21 protein-coding genes and 1 pseudogene are annotated in these 22,962 nt (G+C 62.7%); 3 read left to right on the top strand and 19 right to left on the bottom strand.

What is annotated here, in order from left to right; all coding sequences use genetic code 11:
* Positions 1-23: 23 nt before the first annotated feature.
* Entirely contained in the window at positions 24-1,271 is a 1,248-nt protein-coding gene (locus K7R21_RS01570; protein ID WP_224981504.1) for an endonuclease Q family protein, read from the top strand.
* On the opposite strand, the gene K7R21_RS01565 is transcribed toward K7R21_RS01570, so the two are convergent.
* From K7R21_RS01565 to K7R21_RS01555, 3 genes are all read right to left on the bottom strand, one after another.
* The gene (locus K7R21_RS01565) at positions 1,264-1,971 is read right to left on the bottom strand and encodes a DsbC family protein (RefSeq protein ID WP_224981503.1); all 708 of its coding nucleotides are present in this window, start codon (positions 1,969-1,971) and stop codon (positions 1,264-1,266) included. The genes K7R21_RS01570 and K7R21_RS01565 overlap by 8 nt on opposite strands.
* A 99-nt stretch (positions 1,972-2,070) precedes the next feature.
* A complete protein-coding gene (locus tag K7R21_RS01560; RefSeq protein ID WP_224981502.1) occupies positions 2,071-2,970 on the bottom strand; it encodes an ROK family protein in 900 nt (299 codons plus the stop codon).
* Positions 2,967-3,449 carry an HIT family protein gene (locus tag K7R21_RS01555; protein WP_224981501.1) on the bottom strand — a complete coding sequence of 161 codons (483 nt, stop codon included), beginning with the start codon at positions 3,447-3,449 and terminating at the stop codon, positions 2,967-2,969. Before K7R21_RS01555 ends, K7R21_RS01560 begins: the two co-directional genes overlap by 4 nt.
* A 308-nt stretch (positions 3,450-3,757) precedes the next feature.
* Between K7R21_RS01555 and K7R21_RS01550 the strand changes: the two genes are divergently transcribed.
* Together K7R21_RS01550 and K7R21_RS01545 are read left to right on the top strand one after the other, a co-directional pair.
* A complete protein-coding gene (locus K7R21_RS01550) occupies positions 3,758-6,094 on the top strand; it encodes an NADP-dependent malic enzyme (protein ID WP_318248308.1) in 2,337 nt (778 codons plus the stop codon).
* Between the two features lie 194 nt (positions 6,095-6,288).
* Complete coding sequence (locus tag K7R21_RS01545; RefSeq protein WP_224981500.1) at positions 6,289-7,038, top strand: energy transducer TonB; 750 nt, start codon at positions 6,289-6,291, stop codon at positions 7,036-7,038.
* Positions 7,039-7,041: 3 nt separating this feature from the next.
* Here the strand turns inward: K7R21_RS01545 and K7R21_RS01540 are convergent, their stop codons facing one another.
* From K7R21_RS01540 to K7R21_RS01465, 16 genes and pseudogenes are all read right to left on the bottom strand, one after another.
* Positions 7,042-8,880 (bottom strand): tetratricopeptide repeat protein, encoded by a 1,839-nt coding sequence (locus tag K7R21_RS01540; RefSeq protein ID WP_224981499.1) that lies wholly within the window; start codon positions 8,878-8,880, stop codon positions 7,042-7,044.
* A 61-nt stretch (positions 8,881-8,941) separates the two neighbouring features.
* On the bottom strand, positions 8,942-10,828 hold the full coding sequence (locus K7R21_RS01535) for a transglutaminase family protein (protein ID WP_224981498.1): 1,887 nt from the start codon (positions 10,826-10,828) through the stop codon (positions 8,942-8,944).
* Entirely contained in the window at positions 10,815-11,627 is an 813-nt protein-coding gene (locus tag K7R21_RS01530) for a DUF58 domain-containing protein (protein WP_318248307.1), read from the bottom strand. Before K7R21_RS01530 ends, K7R21_RS01535 begins: the two co-directional genes overlap by 14 nt.
* Positions 11,628-11,677: 50 nt before the next feature.
* The gene (locus K7R21_RS01525; protein WP_224983393.1) at positions 11,678-12,592 is read right to left on the bottom strand and encodes an AAA family ATPase; all 915 of its coding nucleotides are present in this window, start codon (positions 12,590-12,592) and stop codon (positions 11,678-11,680) included.
* 138 nt (positions 12,593-12,730) lie between these two features.
* A complete protein-coding gene (locus K7R21_RS01520) occupies positions 12,731-13,483 on the bottom strand; it encodes a 7-carboxy-7-deazaguanine synthase QueE (protein ID WP_224981497.1) in 753 nt (250 codons plus the stop codon).
* Positions 13,476-13,844: a 6-carboxytetrahydropterin synthase QueD gene (queD, locus tag K7R21_RS01515; protein WP_224981496.1), complete on the bottom strand. Its 369-nt coding sequence runs from the start codon at positions 13,842-13,844 to the stop codon at positions 13,476-13,478. Before queD ends, K7R21_RS01520 begins: the two co-directional genes overlap by 8 nt.
* Positions 13,845-13,951: 107 nt before the next feature.
* Positions 13,952-14,305, bottom strand: a complete 354-nt coding sequence (locus K7R21_RS01510; protein ID WP_224981495.1) for a hypothetical protein — start codon at positions 14,303-14,305, stop codon at positions 13,952-13,954.
* A 27-nt stretch (positions 14,306-14,332) separates the two neighbouring features.
* Positions 14,333-14,941 carry an L-threonylcarbamoyladenylate synthase gene (locus tag K7R21_RS01505; protein ID WP_224981493.1) on the bottom strand — a complete coding sequence of 203 codons (609 nt, stop codon included), beginning with the start codon at positions 14,939-14,941 and terminating at the stop codon, positions 14,333-14,335.
* 2 nt (positions 14,942-14,943) lie between these two features.
* A pseudogene (locus K7R21_RS01500) lies at positions 14,944-16,045 on the bottom strand (aminopeptidase).
* 211 nt (positions 16,046-16,256) lie between these two features.
* Complete coding sequence (dut, locus tag K7R21_RS01495; protein ID WP_224981491.1) at positions 16,257-16,697, bottom strand: dUTP diphosphatase; 441 nt, start codon at positions 16,695-16,697, stop codon at positions 16,257-16,259.
* The gene (locus K7R21_RS01490; protein ID WP_224981490.1) at positions 16,697-17,953 is read right to left on the bottom strand and encodes a M16 family metallopeptidase; all 1,257 of its coding nucleotides are present in this window, start codon (positions 17,951-17,953) and stop codon (positions 16,697-16,699) included. Before K7R21_RS01490 ends, dut begins: the two co-directional genes overlap by 1 nt.
* A 53-nt stretch (positions 17,954-18,006) precedes the next feature.
* Positions 18,007-20,097, bottom strand: a complete 2,091-nt coding sequence (pnp, locus tag K7R21_RS01485) for a polyribonucleotide nucleotidyltransferase (RefSeq protein ID WP_224981488.1) — start codon at positions 20,095-20,097, stop codon at positions 18,007-18,009.
* Positions 20,098-20,279: 182 nt separating this feature from the next.
* Positions 20,280-20,546, bottom strand: a complete 267-nt coding sequence (gene rpsO, locus K7R21_RS01480; protein WP_129127510.1) for a 30S ribosomal protein S15 — start codon at positions 20,544-20,546, stop codon at positions 20,280-20,282.
* 128 nt (positions 20,547-20,674) lie between these two features.
* A complete protein-coding gene (gene truB, locus K7R21_RS01475; protein WP_224983392.1) occupies positions 20,675-21,559 on the bottom strand; it encodes a tRNA pseudouridine(55) synthase TruB in 885 nt (294 codons plus the stop codon).
* A 2-nt stretch (positions 21,560-21,561) separates the two neighbouring features.
* Positions 21,562-22,530, bottom strand: coding sequence for a DHH family phosphoesterase (locus K7R21_RS01470; RefSeq protein ID WP_224981487.1), 969 nt, complete (start codon positions 22,528-22,530; stop codon positions 21,562-21,564).
* On the bottom strand, positions 22,511-22,870 hold the full coding sequence (locus K7R21_RS01465) for a ribosome-binding factor A (RefSeq protein WP_224981485.1): 360 nt from the start codon (positions 22,868-22,870) through the stop codon (positions 22,511-22,513). Before K7R21_RS01465 ends, K7R21_RS01470 begins: the two co-directional genes overlap by 20 nt.
* Positions 22,871-22,962 lie beyond the last annotated feature (92 nt).

Below are 22,962 nucleotides of genomic sequence, written 5' to 3'. Positions count from 1 at the left end.
GCGCGCCGGGAACCGCTCCCCACATGAGATTCACAGCAGACCTGCACATCCACTCCCGCTTCTCCCGGGCGACCAGCCGCGATCTCGACCTCACGCAACTCTGGCGGTGGGCCCAGTTGAAGGGGATCCGCGTGGTCGGCACCGGCGACTGCACCCATCCCGGTTGGCTTACCGAGCTGGAGCGAGAGCTGGTGCCCGCCGAAGAGGGGCTGCTGCGCCTGCGCCGGGAGCCTCTCCTCGACCAGGTGCCGGAAAGCTGCCGCGCCCCGGTCTCGTTTCTGATCAGCGGCGAAATCAGCTGCATCTACCGCAAAGGTGGACGCACGAGGAAGGTCCATTGCCTGGTGCTGCTCCCCGACTTCGAGTCGGCGCACCGGCTGAACCTGCAACTCTCCCGCATCGGCACCCTCGCGTCCGACGGCCGACCGATCCTGAAGCTGGACGCCAAGGACCTCCTGGCCATGGTGATCGAGGCTTCGCCGCGCGCGCTCCTCATCCCCGCCCACGCCTGGACCCCCCATTTCTCCATCTTCGGCGCCTGCTCCGGGTTCGAGTCGTTGGAGGAATGTTTCGACGAACTCGCCCCCGAAATCCATGCCATCGAGACCGGCCTCTCCTCCGATCCCGCCATGAACTGGCGTCTGTCGGTCCTGGACGGCATCACGCTCATCTCCAACTCGGACGCGCATTCCGCCGCGAAACTCGGGCGCGAGGCCACCATCTTCGACACGGAACTCAGCTACGACGGGGTCTTCCAGGCTATTGCCACAGGCAAGGGAGTGGCCGGAACCATCGAGTTCTTCCCGGAACAGGGGAAATACCACGCTGACGGCCATAGGTGCTGCGGCATCCGGTTCTCCCCTGAAGAGACCATCGCCCACGGCTACCGCTGCCCCACCTGCGGCGGCAAGCTTACGGTGGGGGTGCTGCACCGGGTCGAGCTCCTGGCCGACCGGGCGGCCGGAGCCAAGCCGGCTCAGGCACCATCGTTTTGGTCCGTGATACCGCTCATCGATCTGATCGGGGGAGCGTTGCGGGTGGGAAGTGCCAGCAAGAAGGCCGAGGCACTCTACTTCCAGCTCTTGGGCGGCCTGGGCAACGAGTTCCACATCCTGCTCGAGGCGCCCCTGAACGAAATCGCCGCCAGGTCGACGGCGACTCTGGCGGCGGGTATCGGCAGGATGCGTAAAGGTGAGGTGGAGATCGAGGCGGGCTACGACGGTAGGTTCGGCACCGTCTCGGTCTCAGCCTCCGAAGAGGAGGCTACTTGAGCAGTTCGTCCAGGCGGGCCAGGTCGGCGCCCACCACCATCTGACCATTGACGAAGAAGGTGGGGGTCCCCGTGACGCCGGCCTTTCTAGCCAGTTCCATGTGCTCCTGGGCCAACCGCTTGATCTCCGGGGAGGCGGGCTTGGCGCCGGCCGGGATCTCCTGCCCGAGCATCATGGCGTCGTAGGCCTGAACCTTGTTGTCGGCCGAGAGGATGTACTCGATCTTGGTGATCGCCGCCGGGTGGGCCAGCGGTGCGAAGAAGATGTACTGGGTCACGTCGGTCCGCTTGGTGAAATACTCGGCGCCCCTGCGGCAGAAGGGGCAATCCGGATCGGTGAACTCTATCACCACCTTCTTGCCGTCGCCGATCTTGAGTGCCTTGTCCAGCGGCAGGTCTTTAGCCACCTTGGCCATGAGGGCCCCTTTGCGCTCGGCGGTGCGGCTCTTGAGATCCTTGCCCACGATCTCGCCGGTCAGCACCAGTTCCTTGTCGGGGTAGTAATAGAAGATGCGCTGTCCGGAGATGACCTCGTAGAGTCCCGGGATTTCCGTCGGCGTCATGCTGTCGAAGGGAACTTGGGGGAACGCGTTGCGGAAGGACTCCTCCGCTTTGACCGGGGGGGCGGCGAACGAGGTGGCCGCCAGGGCAAGCAGAACGCACGCGGTGAAAAGGGCTGTGAAAATTCTTCTAAACGACATGAGCGCCTCCAAGTAGCAGTATGAAGCCCCGCCCTGCGGGACAGCGGTAACTATAGCATAGGTTCGCCGCGAACGGCGCTTTAATAATGAGAGGTTTTTCTAAACAGCTGTTCCGAAGGCGGCGACCGCGGCCCCCAGCACCCCGGCGTCGTCCCCCAAAAGCCCCGGTTCGATGCGCACCCGGCCGCCCGACAAGGCGAAGGTTCGGGAAATCAGCTCCCGACGCAGGGAAGATTCCAGCAGGTCGAAACTCCGCGCCACTCCCCCGCACAGGATGACCGCCTCCAGGTTGAGCAGGTTCACAACCCCCGCCACCGCGATACCGAGATAGCGCCCCGCCTCGGCGAAGACGGCAAGCGCCGCGGCATCCCCTTGTCGCGCCCTGCGGGCCACGGCGGCGGCGTCATCCCCGTCGCGCGCGATGGCGCTGGCCGAAGCGTACTGTTCCAGGCAGCCTCGGCTGCCGCAGCCGCAGGGACGCCCGTCCGGTTCCACCGGTATGTGCCCGAACTCACCCGCCGCGCCATCGACCCCGGTCCAGAGCTTGCCATCCAGGATCAGGCCGGAGCCGACCCCGGTCCCCAGGGTGAGGGCGATCAGGGAGCGGTAACCGCGTCCGGCGCCGTAGCGCTTTTCCCCGAGAGCGCAGGCGTTGGCATCGTTGAGCGCCACCACCGGTATCCCGGTCGCGATGGAAAGTTCCCGGGCGAGGGACACTCCCTCGAGCGCGGGGATGTTGACGCTGGCGCGTACCACGCCGTCACTGCAGACCAACCCCGGGACCCCGACCGCAAGCGCCACGACGCTGTAGCCCAGCCCCCCCCCTTCCTGCCGCAACCGCTCGACGCCGGCCAACAGCCGTGTGAGCAGGGATTGCAGTCCCGCCGCAGGCCGGGTGGGCTCCGCACAGCGCGCCAACACCTTCCCCTGCCGGTCCACCAGCGCAAACCTCAGATTGCTTCCCCCCAGGTCGATACCGATGCACAACTCCCGCTTCACGCACCCTCCGTTTTGGGAAAGAAGGGGAGCAGCCTGTCGTAGGTTGCCAGCAGCGCCTCGGGAAGCACGCGCGCCTCCGCCACCACGGACATGAAGTTGCTGTCTCCGTTCCAGCGCGGCACCACGTGCAGGTGAAGGTGATCCAGGACGCCGGCGCCGGCCGCCTTGCCGAGGTTCATGCCTATATTGAAGCCGTCGGGGCTGCTGGAGCGGATCAGGACGTCCTTGCACAGCGCCGCCACGCGCAGGAGCTCCTGCAGCTCCTCGCCGGAAAACTCGCCCAGCTCAGCGGTATGTCGGTGCAGCGAAACCAGCAGGTGCCCGTTGCAGTACGGGTAGCGGTTCAGCATGACGCGGGCCAGCGGGGTGCGGTGGATGATCAAAAGGTCCCGGTCGTCCCCCTCAGCACAGAAGATGCAGCCCGGCGCCGGCGGCTGCGTCAGGTACTCGACCCTCCAGGGTGCCCAAAGCCTGTCCATGACATCCTCCCCTTCGCTTCCTGTTATAGCCGCGAAGATTATCAACCAGATTGTGTCAATTTACAACCTCGACCTGACATTGCAGTAAAGGAGCTGCCCCCGGGGCTGTGAATGAGATCGATCCGGCGACAAGGCCGGCGATTGATCCGGTCAGGTGACATGCTATACTTTCGCAGCTCATGTAACTTCCTGTTGTTTCTGCACCGCAATGTGGCAGTACCGTTTCCTTCTTTACCCGCGAAGCCAGTTTCAGCCGTTTTTTCCAGTCCGCATAACTCACCGTCGCTACCTGTTTCGAGGAGGATGCCATGACGAAGAAGATAGACGCGCTTGAATACCACGCCACCGGCCGCAAGGGAAAGATCGAAGTGATCTCCTCCAAGCCCTGCCTCACCTCCCTCGACCTGTCCCTCGCCTACACCCCGGGCGTGGCCGAGCCCTGCCTCGCCATCGAACAAAGGCCGTCGGACGCCTACCTCTACACCGCCAAGGGAAACCTGGTCGCGGTGGTTTCCAATGGCACCGCGGTGCTGGGCCTGGGCAACATCGGGGCGCTGGCCGGCAAGCCGGTCATGGAGGGGAAAGGGGTCCTCTTCAAGCGCTTCGCCGACGTCGACGTCTTCGACCTGGAGGTGAAATCGGAGGACCCGGACGACGTGATCAAGGTGGTCCAGCTCCTGGAACCGACCTTCGGCGGCATAAACCTCGAGGACATAAAGGCGCCGGAGTGCTTCTACATCGAGGAGGAGCTGAAGAAGACCATGAACATCCCGGTCTTCCACGACGACCAGCACGGCACTGCCATCATCTGCTCGGCGGCGCTCATCAACGCGCTGCACCTGGTGGGGAAGAAGATCGACAAGGTGCACATAGTCGTGAACGGCGCCGGGGCTGCCGGCGTCGCCTGCGCAAACCTGGTCATCTCCCTGGGCGCCCGACCGGAAAACCTCTGCATGTGCGACACCAAGGGGGTGATCTACAAGGGGAGGACCGAGGGGATGAACCCCTACAAGGATCGACTGGCGATCGACACCGAGTGGCGCGCCCTGGAGGAGGCTATGCGCGGCGCGGACGTCTTCATCGGCGTCTCAGCCAAGGGTGCGGTAACACCGCAGATGGTGCGGGACATGGCTAAGGATCCCATCATAATGGCCATGGCCAATCCGGACCCGGAGATCACCCCGGAAGAGGCACTGTCGGTCCGCTCCGACGTTATCATGGCCACCGGCCGCAGCGACTATCCAAACCAGGTCAACAACGTGCTCGGCTTCCCCTTCATCTTCAGGGGCGCTCTCGACGTCCGCGCCAGCACCATCAACGAGGAGATGAAAAAGGCGGCGGTGTTCGCCCTGGCACAGCTGGCGCAGGAGGAGTGTCCCGACTCGGTCTGCCGCGCCTATGGCAACCAGAGCTTCTCATTCGGGCGCAACTACATCATCCCCAAACCCTTCGACCCGCGCGCCCTGTTGCGGGTGGCCCCGGCGGTGGCGAAGGCGGCCATGGAGAGCGGCGTGGCGCGCACCCCCATCGAAGACATGGACCGCTACGTCGAGTGGCTGGAAACGCTGCAGGGGCGCGCCAAGGAAACCATGCGCACCATCATCAACAAGGCGAAATGCGATCCCAAGAAGATCGTCTTCCCGGAGGGGGACAACGAGAAGATCCTCAAGGCGGCCTACCACCTGGTGGAGGAAGGGATCGCTCACCCGATCCTGATCGGCAACCGCGCCAAAGTACTGGAAAAGATGGCCGAACTGGGGATGGAACTGAACGTGACCATCGTCGACCCGGAAGATTCCGAACTGACCGAGCCCTATGCGCAGGAGTTGTACCGCATGAGGCAACGCAAGGGGATCACGCTCACCGAGGCGCAGCGCATCGTGCGCCGCAAGTCGCGCAACCACTTTGGCGCCATGATGGTGCACATGGGGGACGCCGACGCGCTGCTCGGTGGCATCGACACCCACTACCCCGACACTATCCGGCCAGCACTAGAGGTGATAGGCAGGCAGCCGCAACTGACCGGGGTGCACGGCATGTACATGATGGTCTTCAAGAAGGGGATCTACTTCATGGCCGACACCACGGTGGAGATCGAACCTACCGCCGAGGAGTTGGCGGAGACCGCACTCTTGGCGGCGGAAAAAGTGCAACTGCTCGACATCGTGCCGCGCATAGCCATGCTCTCCTTCGCCAACTTCGGCTCGGTGAACCACGCCCTGACCCAGAAGGTGAAGCGCGCCGTGGAGATCGTGAAGGACCGGGCACCGGAACTGGAGATCGACGGCGAGATGCAGGCGGACACAGCGGTGACGCCGGAGCTTCTGGCCAACTACACCTTCTCCACTCTGACCGGCCCCGCAAACATCCTCATCTTTCCGGACCTGAATTCGGGGAACATCAGTTACAAGCTCCTGCACCGGTTGGGAGGCGCGGAGGCAATCGGCCCGCTCCTGATGGGGATGAAGAAACCGGTGCACGTGCTGCAACGGGGCGATGACGTCGCCACCATCGTCAACATGGCCGCGATCGCCGTGGTCGACGCGCAGAGCATGCAGGAGGAACTGCGCTGGAACGTCAGCCGAAGCGTTCCCGCGCTTGCGGCAAGCTCCGCCCCCCTTGACGCTCCAGCCGCAACACCCTAGCCTCTCCCGCAAAGGAGTGGGATGGGCCATTTCCCAAAACTGCCAAAACAAAGAAGGGACCCCGCGGGGTCCCTTCGCATTTTCCGTAAACGTCTTTCTTTGGTTGCCAGATCCGCCACGAATTTGTTATACATGACGGACACTAACCAACCTCACGCCCCGTTTTTCAGGCCCGGAGAAGGACCCAAGCAGCCATGCAAGACGCGATAGATCCGCTCGATCCACTCTGCCCGCTCGAGGAAGAGCAGTCCCCGACCAGCCTCAACAAGCAGTTGCTCACCGGGCTCGCGGTCTCGTTGGCGCTGCACCTGGTCTGCGCGGTGGCCCTGCTCGGCATCCCTGGGGGCGGTGAACCCGCCCGCCCCGCCGTCACCTTCGTCGACCTCAATACCATCCCCGCTCCGGTCCCGGCCGCTCCCGCGGTGCAGCCGCAGCCCCAGCCCGATCCCGAGCCGGAACTCCCCCAGGAAGAAGCCGAGCCGCTGCCGCCCACCCCGACGCCGCAGCCGGTGCAGGCCGCGCAGCCCGCGTCGCCCCCGCCCCAAGCGGCACAGCGCCAGACCTCCGTGGAGGAGCAATCACGCACCACCTTTGGCATGGGTCTCACCAAGGGGTACTTCAAGCCGCTCAGCGACGGCGAAACACTGCGCCCGGAGATCAAGGATTATTACATTCGGCTGCTACAGGGGGTGAACGAGAAGTGGTGGCTGGAACAAAAGGACCAGAAGGTGGCGCCGATCGTGGTGAACCTCACCATAACCCGTAGCGGCGAGATCATCGGCAGCACCATCCTGCAAAGTTCGGGGAACATCGTTTACGATCGGGCCGTACAGAAGACGCTGGAGTCGGCCGGCCCGCTGCCTCCGGTACCGCCCAACTACATCGGGGACTTTTTCCAGGCACCGGTGCGCCTGGTCCCTCCGCTCAACCTGCTCTCCTGGTAGGAATCAGGCTCCCTCTTCCAATTCCAGGTCGATGATATCCGGGATCTCTTCTCCCGAAAGGGCGGAAAGCCTGCTGGAGGCATCCTGGTAGGCCGGATTGGCGCGAATCACCTCGCGGTACAAGTCCACCGCCTCTTCCACCGCGCCGCTTCCCTCCGCAAGCACGGCCAACTCATAATTGAGACAGGTCCGCTCCTCCCTGGAGATGACGTCCAATTCCAGGCCGTGCCGCAACAGCTCCTCGGCCTTGGCCGGCTCACCCTTATCACGGTAGCAGATGGCCTGCAAGGTCAGGCAGTCGAAGCGGCGCTGCGGGTTCCCCGCCGCGATATCGAACTCCTTAATGGCACCGGCGTACATCCCCATCTCCTTGTAGCCGATACCCAGATCGTAATGTGATTCGAGTTCCACGGGGTCGAGCTCGGCGTCGCTTGCCGCCTGCGGGAAGATTTCCTCCCAACCTCTGGCTTGGACCGGCTCCGGCTCGGCGGGCACTTCTGGCACGGCAGGCGCTTCCGGCTCGTCGAGTTCGATCTCCGGCTCGAGTTCCAGCTCGGCCTCCTCCCACTCGGCCAGTTCCGTCGCCGGTTCAGCTGCTTCAGGCTCCTGCGGCAGCTCGGCTTGCTCTTCCTGCCAGGAAAATTCCCCGAAGGGGGTCTCCTGGTCGGGCAGGGTCAACTCCAACTCCCCTTCCTGGTCCAGGTCCAGTTCCACCACCGGTACCGGCGCCTCTTCCGGCTCGGCCTCCGCCAGTTCCTCCTCGACCTCCTCGAAGTCCAGTTCCAAGGGGAAATCGGCCGGAAACTCCACCTCGACCACTGGCGGTGTCGCCGGCTCAGGGAATGCAGCAGGCGGCTCGACAGCGGCCGCCGGTTCGGGAGCCGACGCGGCGTCAAAGCCATCATCGTCCAGGTCGAGATCGATCTCCTCTTCCCAGGCAATGGTCCCCGCCATCTCGGTCTCTTCCTGTTCGGTGTCCCACGGCGCAGGAGCCTCGTAGGACGGTGGGGGTGCCACCACGGGCTCGGGCTGCGGCGTCGATGCCGGCGCTGCAAAGGGATCAGGGAGTTCTTCAGCGGGAGCGTCCCAATCCGGCAGGACTGGTTCTTCAACCGGCGCTTCGACCTCGGCCTCCCAGGGGGATGCCTGCACCCCGGGCACCTCTTCCCCAGCGTCGAAACCATCCGCGGCGAGCCCGTCCTCTTCGGCAACAGTGGGGGGGGGCTGGACCGTTTCCTGCTCCTCCTCCGGGAACAGCTCCTGGGCACGCGCTGCGACCGAGGCCGCCTCGCCATCGAGACCACGGTTGCGCAAAGCGGTGACCAGGGCGGCGAAGGTCTCCCGGGACTGCTCCGCTGCGCCGGTCGCGTAGAGGATTTCCGCGTACTTCAGCTTGGTGGCGGCATGCTCGGCATCCACGACGAGCATCTTTTCCACCACCTTGAGCGCCTCCTTCAGCGCCCCTTCCTTCTCATACAGCGCCGCCACTTGGCCGTATTCGGCCAAGGCGTTACCGATCAGTCCCTGCTGGTGATTGAGGTGGGCAATGGTGAGGGCAGTGACGACGTTGCCGGGGTTGAGACGCTGGATCTGCTTGTAGATGGCGATGGCCTTGAGGAAGTAGCCGTTGTCGGCGTAATGCTTGCCGATGTCCTCGTACTGCTGGATCGCCTCATCCTTGCGGCTGTCGCGCACCAGCAGCTCGGCCAGACGCTGGCGATAGCGAATATCGTTGGGCTCCAAGGCCACCACCTGCTGGTAGTCCTTGATCGCCTTGTCGATCTGCCCCTTCAGCACGAACCGCTGGGCACTTTCCAGAATTTTTTCTTTTTTGGAAGCCAAGTTAACGCCTCATACCCCTGAAAATACGGAATGCTAAAACTAAATCAAAGCCGGTCCCGTGTCAAGGCCGATCCTGGGATGCCTCCCGAAGGATTTCCTCGAGCTGCGCCGCCTCGCCACGAGTGAGCGGACGGTCGCGATAGACCGCGGCGCCGTACAGGGCAGCGAAACGGGCCAGGTGCCGGTCGTGGAGCCGCGCCGAGAGTTCGAAGAGCCCCTCGTCCCCTTTGATTTCGCCGGGATAGCGTTTGGCCAGCAGGCGGAGCATGCGCCGCAACAGACGAGCCTCCACCGTTGGGGGGCGCTGCCTGTACCAGAGGGCCAAAAGGATCACCCCCCCCAGGACCGGAAGGGACAGGAGCAATACGTTACCGAACCAGGGTGGCAAACGCAGGTTCCGGGCCTTTGTCCCGGCATTTCGCACCAAGGCAATCTGTTTGTCAAGGTCATAGGTGACCACGGCCTTGTCCCAATAGAACCCCACCATGTCGAGATACATGGCAAGTCCTCCCGCCTGGGTGCTCCGCACCGTCCCCAGTGCCCAGGCACTCGGGTCCACCGTCCGCCACCCCGCACCGTCCAGGTACGCTTCCACCCAGACATGCGCCATGTCTTCGGTGACCACATAGTACCCACCGACATCGTTGTAGGTCCCGCCTCGATACCCCCCAACCAGGCGCGAGGGAACACCGGCCAGGCGCAGCAGGATGGCGTAGCAGGAGGCAAAGTACTCGCAGTTGCCCCGCTTCCTGTCGAAGAGGAAGGCGTCAAGTGGATCGCCACCCACCGGGAGGTCGGTATTGGCGTAGCGCAGGTGCTGCCCGCGGAAGAATGCCTCTAACGCCGTCATCTTCTCTTCGGCATTGCGACCGGAGCGTGCCACGGTGCGCCCCTCGGCCCGCATCCGTTCCGAGACCGGCTCCGGAAGCTTAAGATAGAAGTCCCTTGCAATCCGCTTGGTCTGGAGCGTATCGGCAAGCACCGACTCTGCAAGGTACCTGACCTTCTTGTCCAATGGACGACGGGACACGAAGATGGCATCGCTGGCCGCCTCGTTGCGCAGGCCCGTGACGGTGCGGGTCACGTTGAGCGCGGGAAGATACGGGGTAGCGGACCGCTCGGGATAAATCTCCTGCAATACCGGGTTTCCCCTGGTGACCGATTGAGCATCGCCTGCGACCTTCTCCCGCACCCAGGCATCTTTCTTGAACGCATTCAGCACTACCGCGCGCCAGTACAGTTTCTGTTCGGGAACCTTGGGGGTGACCGCCCGCAGCACCACCCCCTTGGTTTCTGAGACGACCGATGACGTCCCCGGCTGCACCGTGTCCGACAGGCCGGTCTTCTTACCCGCCGGCCCATTCAGGAAGTTCCACATCGGGTACTGCGTCCTGGGCAGGACAAAGAAGAGAAGGAGCAGCAGCGGCAGCGATGCGACCGGCATCAGGGCGGCGACCGTCAAGACCCTCTTAGCTTCTTGCTTGGGCAGCACGGTAGAAGGATCCTGGGCGTGGAAGGTCAAGAGCACCAGGCCCACCGCCACCAGGAGCAGCAGGGAGAAGAGATACACCAGGAAAACCGCCGAGATCTCGTAGAGCGAGGAGGCGGCCAGGCAGAAGAGGGAAAGGGCGAAGGCCTGCAGGTAGTTGCGCCCGAGACGCTCGCCCATCAGCCTCACCCCCAGAAAGACCACCAGCAGGTCGGACGTCACCGGCACCAGGTTGCTCAGGGAAAACTGGGCGGCGAGGTAGAGAAAGAGCAGTATCGAGGCCGGCGTCAACACCCGCGGCGGCAGGGCCCGCCCCTTGACCTGCAGGTAGACAGCCAGCAGGAGCGCCACCGGGAAGAACAGGCGGGCGAAGGGATCGAGGTAGGCCTGCAAAGGCAGGTACCCGATCAGCGCGATGCAGGCGGTGAGCCCGCTCAATAGGAGGTCAATTCTTACCATAATTTGCCAGTTCCGTTAACAGTCTGAGCCGATGGCTCCGGGTGCTGCCGGGGGTGATGACGCGCTCCCCGAGCTTGAGCCCGACCGGCCGTCCCCCCCTCACCAGGCGGTTCACCAGGAAGGCGCAAAAGGAAAGGCGCTGCTCCAGGTCGCGCCCCGGTATCAGGTCGAGGTCGAGTAGCAGTGGCTCCGCCGCCGATGCGGTCAACTCCTTCACCTTGAACACTTCGTGCTTGGCGGAGAGGCGCCAGTGGATCAACTTCAGGGGTTCGCCGCCGCGGTAATCCGAGATTTTGGCCAATTCGCCGTCGTAGCCGGGGGCAGCGACCGTAGCCGCCTCGCCCGCATCGGGTATTCCTCCCGGCGCCGGGACCGGCAACGGGTGCGGTGCCGGGAACACGGTGCACTCCTGGTGCACCGGCACCGATGCGGCACGGATGAAGAAGTTGACGGGAAAGGGTGAACTGACCGTGGCATCGGGAAGCTGCAGGGGACCGCGCACCGGAAAGGAAAGCAGCAGCGATCCCGACTGCGGCAGTTTGCCATCGACCATGAGGAACCAGGTGGAGCCGCCCGCGATGGTCACCCGGATCAGGAAGGAGGGGAGGTACCTCTTGCGGTTGTTCAGCGTGATGGAGAGGAAGGTATCGGTGCCGGCATAGACCTCATCGGGGAGATGCACACTGAGGGCAAGCCCGCGGATGTTCAGCCACCCCAGCACCCCCGTGGTCGCCATGAAAGCAAGCATGGCGGCGACGATGAGAAAGAGGAGGTTGTTGCCGGTGTTGACCGCGGACACCCCCAACAGCAGGGTCGACGCGACGTACAGCCCGCCCCCCTTGGTGAGCTTTATGTGAGAGGGAGAGGGATCTCCTTTAAGATCGCGTTTAATACGTGCTCCTTGTCCACCCCTTCGTGTTCGGGGCGGAAGATGAGGCGGTGCGGGCAGACGGCATGGGCCACGTCTCTGACATCCTCGGGCGCCACGAAGTCGCGGCCGTGCAGGTAGGCGGCCGCCTTGGCGGCGTCGACCATGCCGATGCCGCCGCGGGTCGACAGGCCGGCCTGGATCAACGGGTGGTTACGGGTCGCCTTGATGATGGCGTAGACGTAGTCAGTCACCTTCTCGCCGACGTACACCTCCTTGACGGCGGCGATGGCGGCAAGCAGGTCATCGCTGCGCACCAGGGCCGGAATGTGCATGATCTCGTCCCGGATGCTCCCCTGTCTCAGGATCCCCTTCTCGATCTCCTCGGGGGGATAACCGATGCCGGTGCGGATCAGGAAACGGTCCATCTGCGATTCGGGCAGCGGGTAGGTCCCCACCTGCTCTACCGGGTTCTGGGTTGCCAGCACCAGGAACGGCTCGGGAAGCTGGTAGGTGACTCCCTCCACGGTGACGCGCCGCTCCTCCATTGCCTCCAGGAGCGCGCTCTGGGTCTTGGGCATGGCGCGGTTGATCTCGTCGATCAAGACGATGTTGTTGAAAATCGGGCCGCGGATGAAGTTGAAGCGCCCCTCGGTGCGGTCGAAGACGGAAAGACCGGTGATGTCGGAGGGAAGCAGGTCGCTGGTGCACTGGACCCGGCCGAAGGAGAGCCCCAGGGCGCTGGCGAAAGCAAGGGCCATGGTGGTCTTGCCCAACCCCGGGATGTCCTCGAGGAGGATGTGCCCGCCGGTCAGAAGGGCCATCAGGCTCAGGCGCAACGCCCTCACCTTCCCTTTCAGGTGCTGACTGGAGAGTTCCTCCAGTACCGCGTTCATCTCGTCTACCTTGGCTAGTTTCTGCACGTGGGAACCTCCCGGGGTGAAGCCACAGCCACTCATTATAACGGCCACCCCGCAAAAAAGAAAGGGCGCCCGGAATGGACGCCCTTCGCTGCTGTCGTTGTTGGTGAGACGCTACAGCTGCCCCATGAACTTGTGGGTCTGCGGGATGACCCGCACCTCCCGGAGCGAGGAGCAGAGTTCCTGCAGTTCCAGGGTGCGCAGGGCATCGATTCCGATGCTGCCATCGTCGCGGGTCACCGGCTGCAGGATGAGCGGGATGGCCGGGTCCACCGACGCGATCATGGCGCAGGAACGCTGTATCTCCCAGTCTTCAGTCTCCTGCCCCACCACGATCTTGACGAAGACCTCCTTCATGGCGGCCAGTTCCAGGAAAGCGTGGTGCTGGTCCCACAGCTCCGGACAGCCGGTCGAGGACGGCAGCTTGATGTCCATGCCGATGCTGTCCAAGTGCGGGATGAGCGGCGCCAGCGCCTCGGGGAGCGTGCCGTTGGTTTCCAGGTAGATGGGGAGGAACTTCTTTAACACCGGCAGCCACTCCTCGAGCAGCGTCCCGAAGAGGAGCGGTTCCCCGCCGGTGATGCTGATGGAATGGTGGATCCCGGGCCAGGCCGCGGTCCAGCTTTCGATCAATGTGGCAACGCGCTCCAGTGGCACCGGGTTAGGGACCTTGAAGAAGTCGCGCCTCCCGGGGGTAAGCTCCAGCAGGCACTCGTCCGGGACGGCGGACATGCCCGGGGTATCGCAGAACTTGCAGTTCAGGTTGCAGCCGGAGAAGCGCAGGAACGCCTGGCGCAAGCCGACCAGCACCCCCTCCCCCTGGATGGAGGAGAAGCATTCGACCAGGGGTGCCTGCAGATCACTCATAGTAGCTCGCCGCCGCGAAGTCCGATTCCCACACCGTGACCATGTCGACCTTGACCTTGTCCGAGCCGAAGATCTTGGTCAGTTCCTGGTACAGGTAGCGGGCGATGTTCTCCGAGGACGGGGAAACATTGGCGAAAGGAGCGAGCTCGTTCAGGTACTTGTGGTCCAGCGTCTTCAGGAGATCGTTGGTCTCCCTTTTGAGGATCTTAAAGTCGATGCCCAGACCCGCCTTGTCCAACTCGTTGGTGGTGATGGAAACTTCCACTTTCCAGTTGTGGCCGTGCAGGTTTTCGCAGTCGCCTTGGTAGTTGATCAGATTGTGGGCCGCGGCAAACGCAGTGTGAATGGTGAGACGAAACATGCCACCCTCCCTTTTCATTATTTTCAGTTCGGCCAATATATCATGAATGCGCAGGAAAAAAACAGCAGAACCAAACGAGCATTGCCCTCATCAGCGACTGCGCCGGCTCAGATGCTTATGCTTTCTCCCGGTGCGAGGACCGGAACGGGGGGCGAGGTGATCCAGGTGTAGGTGAGGACGAAGAAGAGGACGACCAGCGCGAACAGGACCAGGAGGGTGGGGAAAAGGCGCACCCGCGGCTCACCCTGCCCGTTCTGCAAAAGTCCGAGGGCAGCTACCAGCACGCCAAAGCCGCCCAGCATCCCGGCCAGGAAGAAGCCCAGGAAGGTGAGTCGCGCCTCCCCGGCGAAGCCGAGCATCAGGAGCGAGGAGATCTCGCCATGGAAGAAGGTGGCGACGATCAGGGAGACGATGCCGGCGCAGATGGATCTGATGCCGCGACGGACGGTGGTTTTACGCATGGATGATACCCTCGGGCCGGAGCGGCCCTATTCGCACCAGCTCACGTCCCCGACGCCCTTTCTGAGCACCTCGGGACGGTCGCCGATCAGGCTGACCACGGAACTGACGTCAGCGGAAAGGTCGCCCCCGTCGACGACCAGGTCCAGCTGTTTGCCCAGCTCGTGCTCCACCGCCCAGGGGTTGCCGATCGGGTCTTCACCGGAGAGGTTGGCGCTGGTGGTGACGATGGGGGCACCCAGTTCCTTGACGATCGCCAGGCAGATCTTGTTGTCCGGAATGCGGATACCGACTGTTTTCTGCTTGGTCTGCAACAGGTCCGGGACCACGGTGGCCGCCTCCATGACGAAGGTGTACGGTCCCGGCAGCAGTCGGCGCAGCAGCTTGAATGCGTAGTTGGAGACCCGGGCATAGCGGGAAATCTCCGACATGTCGGTGCAGATGAAGGAAAACGGCTTCTTGCGGTCGCGCTGCTTGATCTGGTAGATGCGCTCGATCCCCTTCTTGCTGAAGATGGAGCAGCCGATGCCGTAGGTGGTGTCGGTGGGATAGGCAACGACGCCGCCATTTTTCAGGATCTCGACCACCTTGGCGATCAAGCGCGGTTGGGGATTGTCGGGGTTGATCTCAAGCAGCATGGCTAGTCACCGGAGTTGAGCCCCAGAAGCGGCTCGTGCACGAAACGGCCGTCCTTCTGGATCAGGATGTCATCGAACCAGAGTTCGCCGTCGCCGGCGAGGATCTTCACCATGTCCCAGTGCACTGCGGAGCGGTTACCGTTGTCGCACTCGTCATAGGCCTGTCCGGGGGTGAAGTGAATGGAACCCGATCTTCTCGTCGAAGAGGATGTTGCGCATGGGCACCCGGATCTTGGGGTTCACGCCGATGGCGAACTCGCCCACGTAGCGCGCTCCCTCGTCGGTGTCGAGGATGCGGTTCAAGTCCGCATCCATGCCCGGGGAGGTCGCTTTCACGATGCGCCCCTTCTCGAACTCGAGGCGAATGTTGTTGAATTCCTTACCCTGATACACGGTCGGGCAGTTGTAGGTGATGTACCCTTCCACCGAGTCCCGCACCGGCGCGGTGAAGACCTCGCCGTCGGGGATGTTCAGGCGCCCGTCGCACTTGATGCCGGGGAGCCCCTTGATGCTGAAGGAGAGGTCGGTGTCCGAGGCCTTGATGCGGACCCGGTCCGCGGCGTCGACGCAGGCCTTGAGCGCGTCCTGCTTCTTCGACTCCTCCTCCCAGTCCATGCAGCAGGCGGCAAAGAGGTAATCCTCGTACTCATCCAGGCTCATGCGCGCTTCCTGCGCGGCGCCGTGGGTCGGGTAGCGGGCCACCACCCAGCGGGTCCCCTTGACGCGCTGGTCGATGATGGGACGCACCACCTTGGACCAGGCGATCATGCTCTTCTGGTTGGCCTGCGCCATCACCATGGAATTGTCCGCGGCGGAGAGGCCGAAGTAAACGTCCACCTGCTTCATGAAATCGAGCTTGTGCTGCGGGAAGTAGGCAAGCTGGTCGGGATTGGCGAGGTTGTAGAAGTAGCGGCCGATGTCCGGGATGCTGAACTCGTACTCGACGTACTTGGCCCCCTTCTCCAGGCACAGGGCGTAGAGTTCCTTGACCAGCGGCGCCCCTTCGAGGCCGGCGCAGGAGATGAGCACCACGTCGCCCGGCTGCACGCGGGCCGAGTAGTTGACCAGGACTTCGGCGAATTGTTTGACGCGAGGATCTTTCATGGGCCTGCCCCCTTCTGGAATATTCTGGGTGGGTTGCGATGCGCCGCTTCAGCTGCAGTCTCGTCCCCGCCCCCGGAGGGGGAGAGACAGGGAGGGGGAAACTCTTACCTTTGAGGCCCTGGATCCCCCCTCCCGCCCTCCCCTCCGGGGGGAGGAGCGTGGGTGAACAACCGTCTTAGCCTTAATCTCAATCTTTGTCTTAATCTTGCCTTTACCTGCCCGTATGCCCGAACCCGCCGGCTCCGCGGACGGTGTCGCCCAGTTCATCCACCTCGATGAACTCGGCGCGCTCGCAGCGGGCGAAGACCATCTGGGCGATGCGCTCGCCGTCCTTGATGGTGAAGGGCTCGTTGCCGTGGTTGATGACGATGACCCCGATCTCGCCGCGGTAATCGGCGTCGATGGTGCCGGGCGAGTTGACCAGGGCGATGCCGTGCCTGAGCGCCAGCCCGCTCCGGGGCCGCACCTGCGCCTCGAAGCCGGGAGGGATCTCGATGGCGATACCAGTCGGCACCAGCGCCCGCTCGCCGGGGTGCAGCACGAATTCTTCCTCGAGCGCGGCATGCAGGTCGACACCCGCCGCCTGCTCGGTCATGTAGCAGGGGAGAGGAGTTGACCGCAGGCGCTTTATCCGTATCGGGATCGTTTTCATCAGACGTTGATGTCGGAATTAGAGAAGGTGGGTGTGCCGATCCGGCCCAGCATGACCAGGGTCAGCGCATCGTTGTCCAGAATCTCGTTGGCCAGCTCCTGGATGCTTTCGGAGGTGACGCGATCGAAACCTTCCATGATCTCGGAAAGCGGCAGCGGGGTACCGAAGTAGATCTCGTTCTTGGCTAGGCGAGACATCCTGTTGTCGCTGGATTCAAGCGACAGGAGCAGGTTCCCCTTCAGTTGCTCACGGGCGGCCTCGAGCTGCTCGGCAGGAACGGGTTCCTTCTTGAAGCGCCCGATCTCGCGCAGCATGATCTCGAGGAGTTCCTTGGCGTTTTCGGGGCTAGCGCCCGCGTAGACCACCAGGGAACCGGCGTCGGCGTGGGAAGCAATATAGGAGTAAACCGAATAGGCGAGGCCGCTCTTCTCGCGTACCTCCTGGAACAGGCGCGAACTCATCGAGCCCCCCAGGATAGCGTTCATGATAAAAGCGTCGTAGCGTTGTGGATGGCTCTGTTGCACCCCCTTGAGGCCCAGGCAAACGTGGATCTGTTCCAGGTCCTTCTCGACCAGCTCGATGCGGCGCTCGTAGACCGGCGGGGCGGATTCGGTCCTGCCGTGCCCGGGGGCCACGCCCTGCAGGAACTCCTCCAAAAGGGCGGTGAGCTTCTCGTGGGTGACATTGCCGGCGGCGGTGACGATGATGTCGTCGGCCCGGTACATCTGGTCCTTGTAGGAGATGATGGCATCGCGGGAGAGCCCGGTGACGCTCTCGGCGTCGCCCAGGATGGACATCCCCAACGGGTGCCCTTTCCAGAAATGCTGATGGAACAGGTCGTGGATCAGGTCGTCCGGGGTGTCCTCCATCATGTTGATCTCCTGGAGCACCACGCGGCGTTCCTTTTCGATCTCTTCGCTGTCGAAGGTTGAATGGAGGAAGATGTCGGTCAGAAGGTCGACCGCACGGGGGAGGAACTTGTCCAGCACCTTAGCGTAGTAGCAGACGTACTCGCGGCTGGTGAAGGCGTTCAGGACGCCACCCACCGAGTCGATTTCGCGGGCGATATCCAATGAAGAACGGCGGGCGGTGCCTTTAAAGAGGAGGTGTTCGATGAAATGGGCGACGCCATTCGACTCCCGCCTTTCATGGCGGGAGCCGTTGGCGACCCAAATTCCGATGGAAACCGAGCTGGCATAAGGTATCCGCTCGGTGATGACGCGGATACCGTTATTTAGGGTGGTCTTTTTAATCATGGCTAGAACTATACCGGGAAACCCATGAATTGCCAGTTTTCACATGAGAGAAATTATTCGGTGAAGGTCTGGCCCAGGGCCTCTTTGCGGGACAGCTTGATCTTGCCCTGCTTGTCGATGCCGATGCACTTCACCAGCACCTTGTCGCCTTCCTTGAGGATGTCGCTCACGTTCTTCACGCGCTCGGTGTCGAGCTCGGAAACGTGCACCAGGCCGTCGGTGCCCGGGAAGATCTCGACGAACGCGCCGAACTCCATGATCTTCTTGACGGTGCCCATGTAGAGTTTGCCTTCTTCGGCCTCGGCGGTGAGGTTGCGGATCATCTTGATGGCGAGGTCGCAGGCTTCCTTGTTGTTGGAAGCGATGTTGATCTTGCCGGTGTCCTCGATGTCGATGGCAACGCCGGTCGCCTCGGTGACGCTGCGGATGTTCTTGCCGCCGGAACCGATGACGTCGCGGATCTTGTCGACTTTGACCCAGATGGTGGTGATGCGCGGCGCGAAGGCGGAGAGGTCGCCGCGCGGGGTGGCGATCGACTTGGCCATCTCGCCCAGGATGTGAACGCGGCCCGCTTTGGCCTGTGCCAGTGCGGCGCCCATGATCTCGCGGGTCACGCCGCCGATCTTGATGTCCATCTGCAGCGCAGTGACGCCTTCGGCGGTACCGGCCACTTTGAAGTCCATGTCGCCCAGGTGGTCTTCGTCGCCCAGGATGTCGGAGAGGATGGCGTAGTCGTCACCTTCCTTGATGAGGCCCATGGCGATACCGGCTACCGGCGCCTTGATCGGGATGCCGGCATCCATCATGGACAGGGAGCCACCGCAGACGGTAGCCATCGAGGAGGAGCCGTTGCTCTCGGTGATGTCGGAGACGATGCGGATGGTGTACGGGAAGTCGTCGTGCTTCGGCAGCACCTGCTGCAGGGCGCGCTCTGCCAGCATGCCATGGCCGATTTCGCGGCGGCCCGGGGCGAGGCGGAAGCTGGTTTCGCCGACGGAGTACGGCGGGAAGTTGTAGTGCAGGAGGAACTTCTTCCTGGAATCGCCGTAGAGCGAGTCGATGCGCTGCTCGTCGACCGAGGTGCCCAGGGTGGCGGCCACGATGGACTGGGTCTCGCCGCGGGTGAACAGGGCGGAACCGTGGGCGCGCGGCAGGAAGCCGACTTCGGTGCTGATGTTACGGATGGTCTTGGTGTCACGGCCGTCGATCCTGGAGCCGTCCTTGATGATGTGCTCGCGCACCAGGTTGTACTCAAGGTCTTCGATGAAGGCCTTGACCTCTTTCTCGGAGCCCTCGAACTCCTCGGCCAGAGCCGCCACGGTCTTCTCGGTGATGGCGTCGATGGCGTCGTGACGCTCGCCCTTTGCCTTGATGCGAACAGCGCCTTTCATCTCTTCCTTGGCAAGTGCATCGACGCGGGCCCTGAGGGACTCGTTGACCACCGGGGCCGGGATGTCGCGCTTTACCGGCTGCACCTTGGCAACCAGCTCTTCCTGGGCGGCCAGGATGCCCTGGACGGCTTCCTTGCCGAAGAAGATTGCCTCGAGGAGGTCGTCCTCGGAGACTTCGGAAGCGCTACCTTCGACCATCAGGATGGCGTCCTTGGAAGCGGCGATCACGATCTCCATGTCGCTCTTCTCTTCCTGCTCGGCAGTCGGGTTAGCGATAAACTGGCCGTCCACGCGCGCAACCTTCACGCCCGCGATCGGGCCGGCGAAGGGAACGTCGGAGACCATGAGGGCGGCGGAAGCGCCGATCATGGAGAGGATGCCCGGATCGTGGTCCTTGTCAGCGGAGACCACGGTCGCCATGACCTGGGTGTCGTTCAGGAACCCTTCCGGGAACAGCGGGCGGATCGGGCGGTCGATGAGACGGGAGGTGAGGGTTTCGTTGTCGGAGGGACGACCTTCGCGCTTGAAGAAGGAACCGGGGATGCGGCCGCCTGCGTAGGCTTTCTCCTGGTAGTTGACGGTCAGCGGGAAGAAGCCCTGCCCTTCCTTGGCCGATTTCATCGCGACGGCGGTGACGAGCACCATGGTGTCGCCGCTTTTGATCATGACCGCGCCGCTTGCCTGCTTGGCGATCTTGCCTGTTTCGATAGTGATAGTTTTGCCACAGCACTCTGCTTGGACAGTGTGTACCATTGTTACGGCCTCCATATGGGTATTTCGGTTGGTGTTGGGGCCGCCGAGAAAAGCGCCTTGCGGGCGTAAAAGTGCGCCGCAGGGCAGTTTTATCCACGCCCCCAACAAGAAAAAGGGCACGAGGCCCTTACATGATGAAAAAGAGGAAAGGCAATATACCCGGGGAGGTATACTGCCTTTTCTTACCTTCTGATGCCGAGTTTAGCGATGATCGCTTTGTACCTTTCGACGTCTTTCTTCTTCAGGTAGTCAAGCAGACCCCTTCTCTGACCGACGATCTTCAACAGACCGCGACGGCTGTGATGATCCTTCTTGTGAGTCTTGAAGTGCTCAGTCAGATAAGTGATACGCTCCGAAAGAATTGCAATCTGCACTTCCGGCGAACCCGTGTCGGAATCGTGCAGCTTATGAGCTGTGATGATTTCCTGCTTCTTTTCCGTTTGCAGCATGTGGTTACACCCCCTTCCGCTTCCTAGTTATTTTGCTTATTTATGCCTGCCCGCAGAGATTGCTCCCGCGGTTTAGATCAAGACCTTTAACTCTTATCACAAAAGCAAGTACGTGTAAAGAAGGAATACTAATTGAATACACGTGCCAGGCGCAGCCCTTTGAGCTTGTCGTACTCCGCTACTGCCGCGAAACGCTCCCCCAGATAGAGTCGCACCTGCTCCCCCTGCGAAAACTCTCCCGGAGGTTCAATGAAATCATGCGCCTGCGGCACCACGCCGTTCAGCACCTTCTTCCCACCCGCCTCGGTGAGGGCAAGCCGCTTGAGGTGGTCGAGCGCCCGGTCCAGCGGCATGAGCAGCGCCTGCTGGTCGGCAGCCTCAGCGAGGGTCTCGATGCTTATGGCGTCGGCCTCCCTGAACAGCCCGCTCCGGGTGCGCCGAAGCTCCAAGAGGTGCGCACCGCAGCCAAGGGCCTCGCCGATGTCGCAGGCGAGCGTCCTGACGTAGGTGCCGCGTGAGCAGCGCACCGTGAAACAGGCCTCGGGGAGCCGGATCCATTCGAAGGTCAGCGAGTGGATTTCCACCTCGCGTACCTCGCGTTCCACCTCTATCCCCTTCCTGGCCAGCTTGTAGAGCGGGACCCCGCCCTGCTTGATGGCGGAGAACATGGGAGGAAGCTGCTTCTGGAGTCCCAGGAACTGTGGTATCAGCCGTTCCAGGTCGTCGGCAGTGAGATGCGACCATTCCCGTTCCGAGATCACCTCTCCGGTCAGGTCCTGGGTGTCAGTGGCGATCCCCAGCCGCAACACGGCGCGGTACTCCTTCTCCGACTCGTCCAGGAACTGGATCGCCTTGGTCCCCTCCCCCACCGCTACCGGCAGGACGCCGGTGGCGAAAGGATCGAGGGTCCCGGTGTGGCCGACCTTCTTCTGATTGATGGCGCGACGGACCTTGGACACGATGTCATGCGAGGTGACACCGGCCGGCTTGTCGATCACGAAAAAACCGTTCAGCATCAGCGCATCTGCTCCAGTCGGTCGAAGACCTGCGCCTTGACCTCGGCGAGCGTGCCGCGCACCATGCAACCGGCAGCGTTGTGGTGCCCGCCGCCACCGAAGGAGGCAGAGACGGCCGAGACATCGACCTTACCCTTGGACCTGAAGCCGACCTTGAAAGTCCCCTTGTCGACCTGGCGGAAGAAGAGCGCCACCTGCACCCCCTTGATGGAGCGGGGGTAGTTGATGAAGCGGTCGGTGTCCTGGGCGGTGGCGCCGGTCTTCTGGTACATGTCCAGCGTCACCGTGACCGAGGCGTACTCGCCCGAGGGAGAGACGGTCAGGTCGGAAAGCGCCAGTGCGAGAAGCGCGATCCTCTGCAGGGGCTCGCTCTCGTAGAGATTCTCGTTCACTGTCCAGGCGTTGACCCCCTTGCCGATCATCTCGCCGGCGATGGCGAAAGACTCGGGGTCGGAGTTGGAGTAATGGAAGCTCCCGGTGTCGGAAAGGATGGCGGTGTAGATGCAGAGTGCGGTCGGGTAGTCGACCTCGTCGCCGGCTGCCCTGATGATCCGGTAGATGAGGGCGGCGGTGGCGCTCGCCTTGGGGTCGATCAGGTTGCAGACGCCGAAGTTCTCACACCCTAAGTGATGGTCGACGTTGATGAAGCGGCCGATGCGCTTGTTCTCGGTGACCGCCTTGCCGGCGCGGCGGAACTCGCCCACGTCCAGCACGAAGCAGACCTCGAAGTCGCGCTCCGGCATCTCACCGTAGACCTGCTCGGCCATGGGGAGGAAGGAGCAGTTGTCGGGAACCGGGTCGCTCAGGTAGACGGTGACGTCCTTGCCGCGCGCGGTGAGGTAATTGGCCAAGGCCAGGGAAGAACCGACCGCGTCGGGGTCGGGGCTCTCGTGGCTGGTGATAAGAAAGCTCTGCGCCTGTTCGATCTCCGCTACTATCCGCTTAATCTCAGCTGTCGTTGCCGTCATCCGTAGCCCCAATCTCCTTCAGAATCGATTCGATATGCTGGCCGTAATCTAACGAGGTGTCGTACTTGAAGATCACCTCGGGGGTGAAACGCAACTTGAGGGCCTGGCCGATTTCTTTGCGGATGAAGCCCTTGGCGGAGTTGAGGCCCGCCTCGCTGTTCTTCTTGGCGGCGTCGTCACCGTGCACGGTGAAGTAGACGGTCGCCTGTCTCAGGTCGGGGGTAACCTTCACGCCGGTAATGGTGAGGAAACCAATGCGGGGGTCCTTGAGACCCTTTATCAGGAGTTCCGAGATGATCTTGTGGATCTCTTCGGCAACCTTGTCGGAACGTTTAACCATGATCTTTCTCTCTTGTCATAAAACGATAAGGGGAGAGCGGCCTCCGCCGCCGGGATGCCGGACGCGGGACGCCGCTCTCCCCGTGTGCTTGA

Source organism: Geomonas agri, from assembly GCF_020179605.1.
Lineage (GTDB): Bacteria > Desulfobacterota > Desulfuromonadia > Geobacterales > Geobacteraceae > Geomonas > Geomonas agri.
Note: the sequence above shows the minus strand (reverse complement) of the source record. Positions and strands in the feature narration are given on the sequence as shown.

Coding starts and splice junctions, on each gene's coding strand:
- K7R21_RS01570 (WP_224981504.1), top strand. CDS start 24: ATGAGATTCACAGCAGACCTGCACATCCACTCCCGCTTCTCCCGGGCG.
- K7R21_RS01565 (WP_224981503.1), bottom strand. CDS start 1,971: ATGTCGTTTAGAAGAATTTTCACAGCCCTTTTCACCGCGTGCGTTCTG.
- K7R21_RS01555 (WP_224981501.1), bottom strand. CDS start 3,449: ATGGACAGGCTTTGGGCACCCTGGAGGGTCGAGTACCTGACGCAGCCG.
- K7R21_RS01550 (WP_318248308.1), top strand. CDS start 3,758: ATGACGAAGAAGATAGACGCGCTTGAATACCACGCCACCGGCCGCAAG.
- K7R21_RS01545 (WP_224981500.1), top strand. CDS start 6,289: ATGCAAGACGCGATAGATCCGCTCGATCCACTCTGCCCGCTCGAGGAA.
- K7R21_RS01535 (WP_224981498.1), bottom strand. CDS start 10,828: ATGGTAAGAATTGACCTCCTATTGAGCGGGCTCACCGCCTGCATCGCG.
- K7R21_RS01525 (WP_224983393.1), bottom strand. CDS start 12,592: ATGAACGCGGTACTGGAGGAACTCTCCAGTCAGCACCTGAAAGGGAAG.
- K7R21_RS01520 (WP_224981497.1), bottom strand. CDS start 13,483: ATGAGTGATCTGCAGGCACCCCTGGTCGAATGCTTCTCCTCCATCCAG.
- queD (WP_224981496.1), bottom strand. CDS start 13,844: ATGTTTCGTCTCACCATTCACACTGCGTTTGCCGCGGCCCACAATCTG.
- K7R21_RS01510 (WP_224981495.1), bottom strand. CDS start 14,305: ATGCGTAAAACCACCGTCCGTCGCGGCATCAGATCCATCTGCGCCGGC.
- K7R21_RS01505 (WP_224981493.1), bottom strand. CDS start 14,941: ATGCTGCTTGAGATCAACCCCGACAATCCCCAACCGCGCTTGATCGCC.
- dut (WP_224981491.1), bottom strand. CDS start 16,697: ATGAAAACGATCCCGATACGGATAAAGCGCCTGCGGTCAACTCCTCTC.
- K7R21_RS01490 (WP_224981490.1), bottom strand. CDS start 17,953: ATGATTAAAAAGACCACCCTAAATAACGGTATCCGCGTCATCACCGAG.
- pnp (WP_224981488.1), bottom strand. CDS start 20,097: ATGGTACACACTGTCCAAGCAGAGTGCTGTGGCAAAACTATCACTATC.
- rpsO (WP_129127510.1), bottom strand. CDS start 20,546: ATGCTGCAAACGGAAAAGAAGCAGGAAATCATCACAGCTCATAAGCTG.
- K7R21_RS01470 (WP_224981487.1), bottom strand. CDS start 22,530: ATGACGGCAACGACAGCTGAGATTAAGCGGATAGTAGCGGAGATCGAA.
- K7R21_RS01465 (WP_224981485.1), bottom strand. CDS start 22,870: ATGGTTAAACGTTCCGACAAGGTTGCCGAAGAGATCCACAAGATCATC.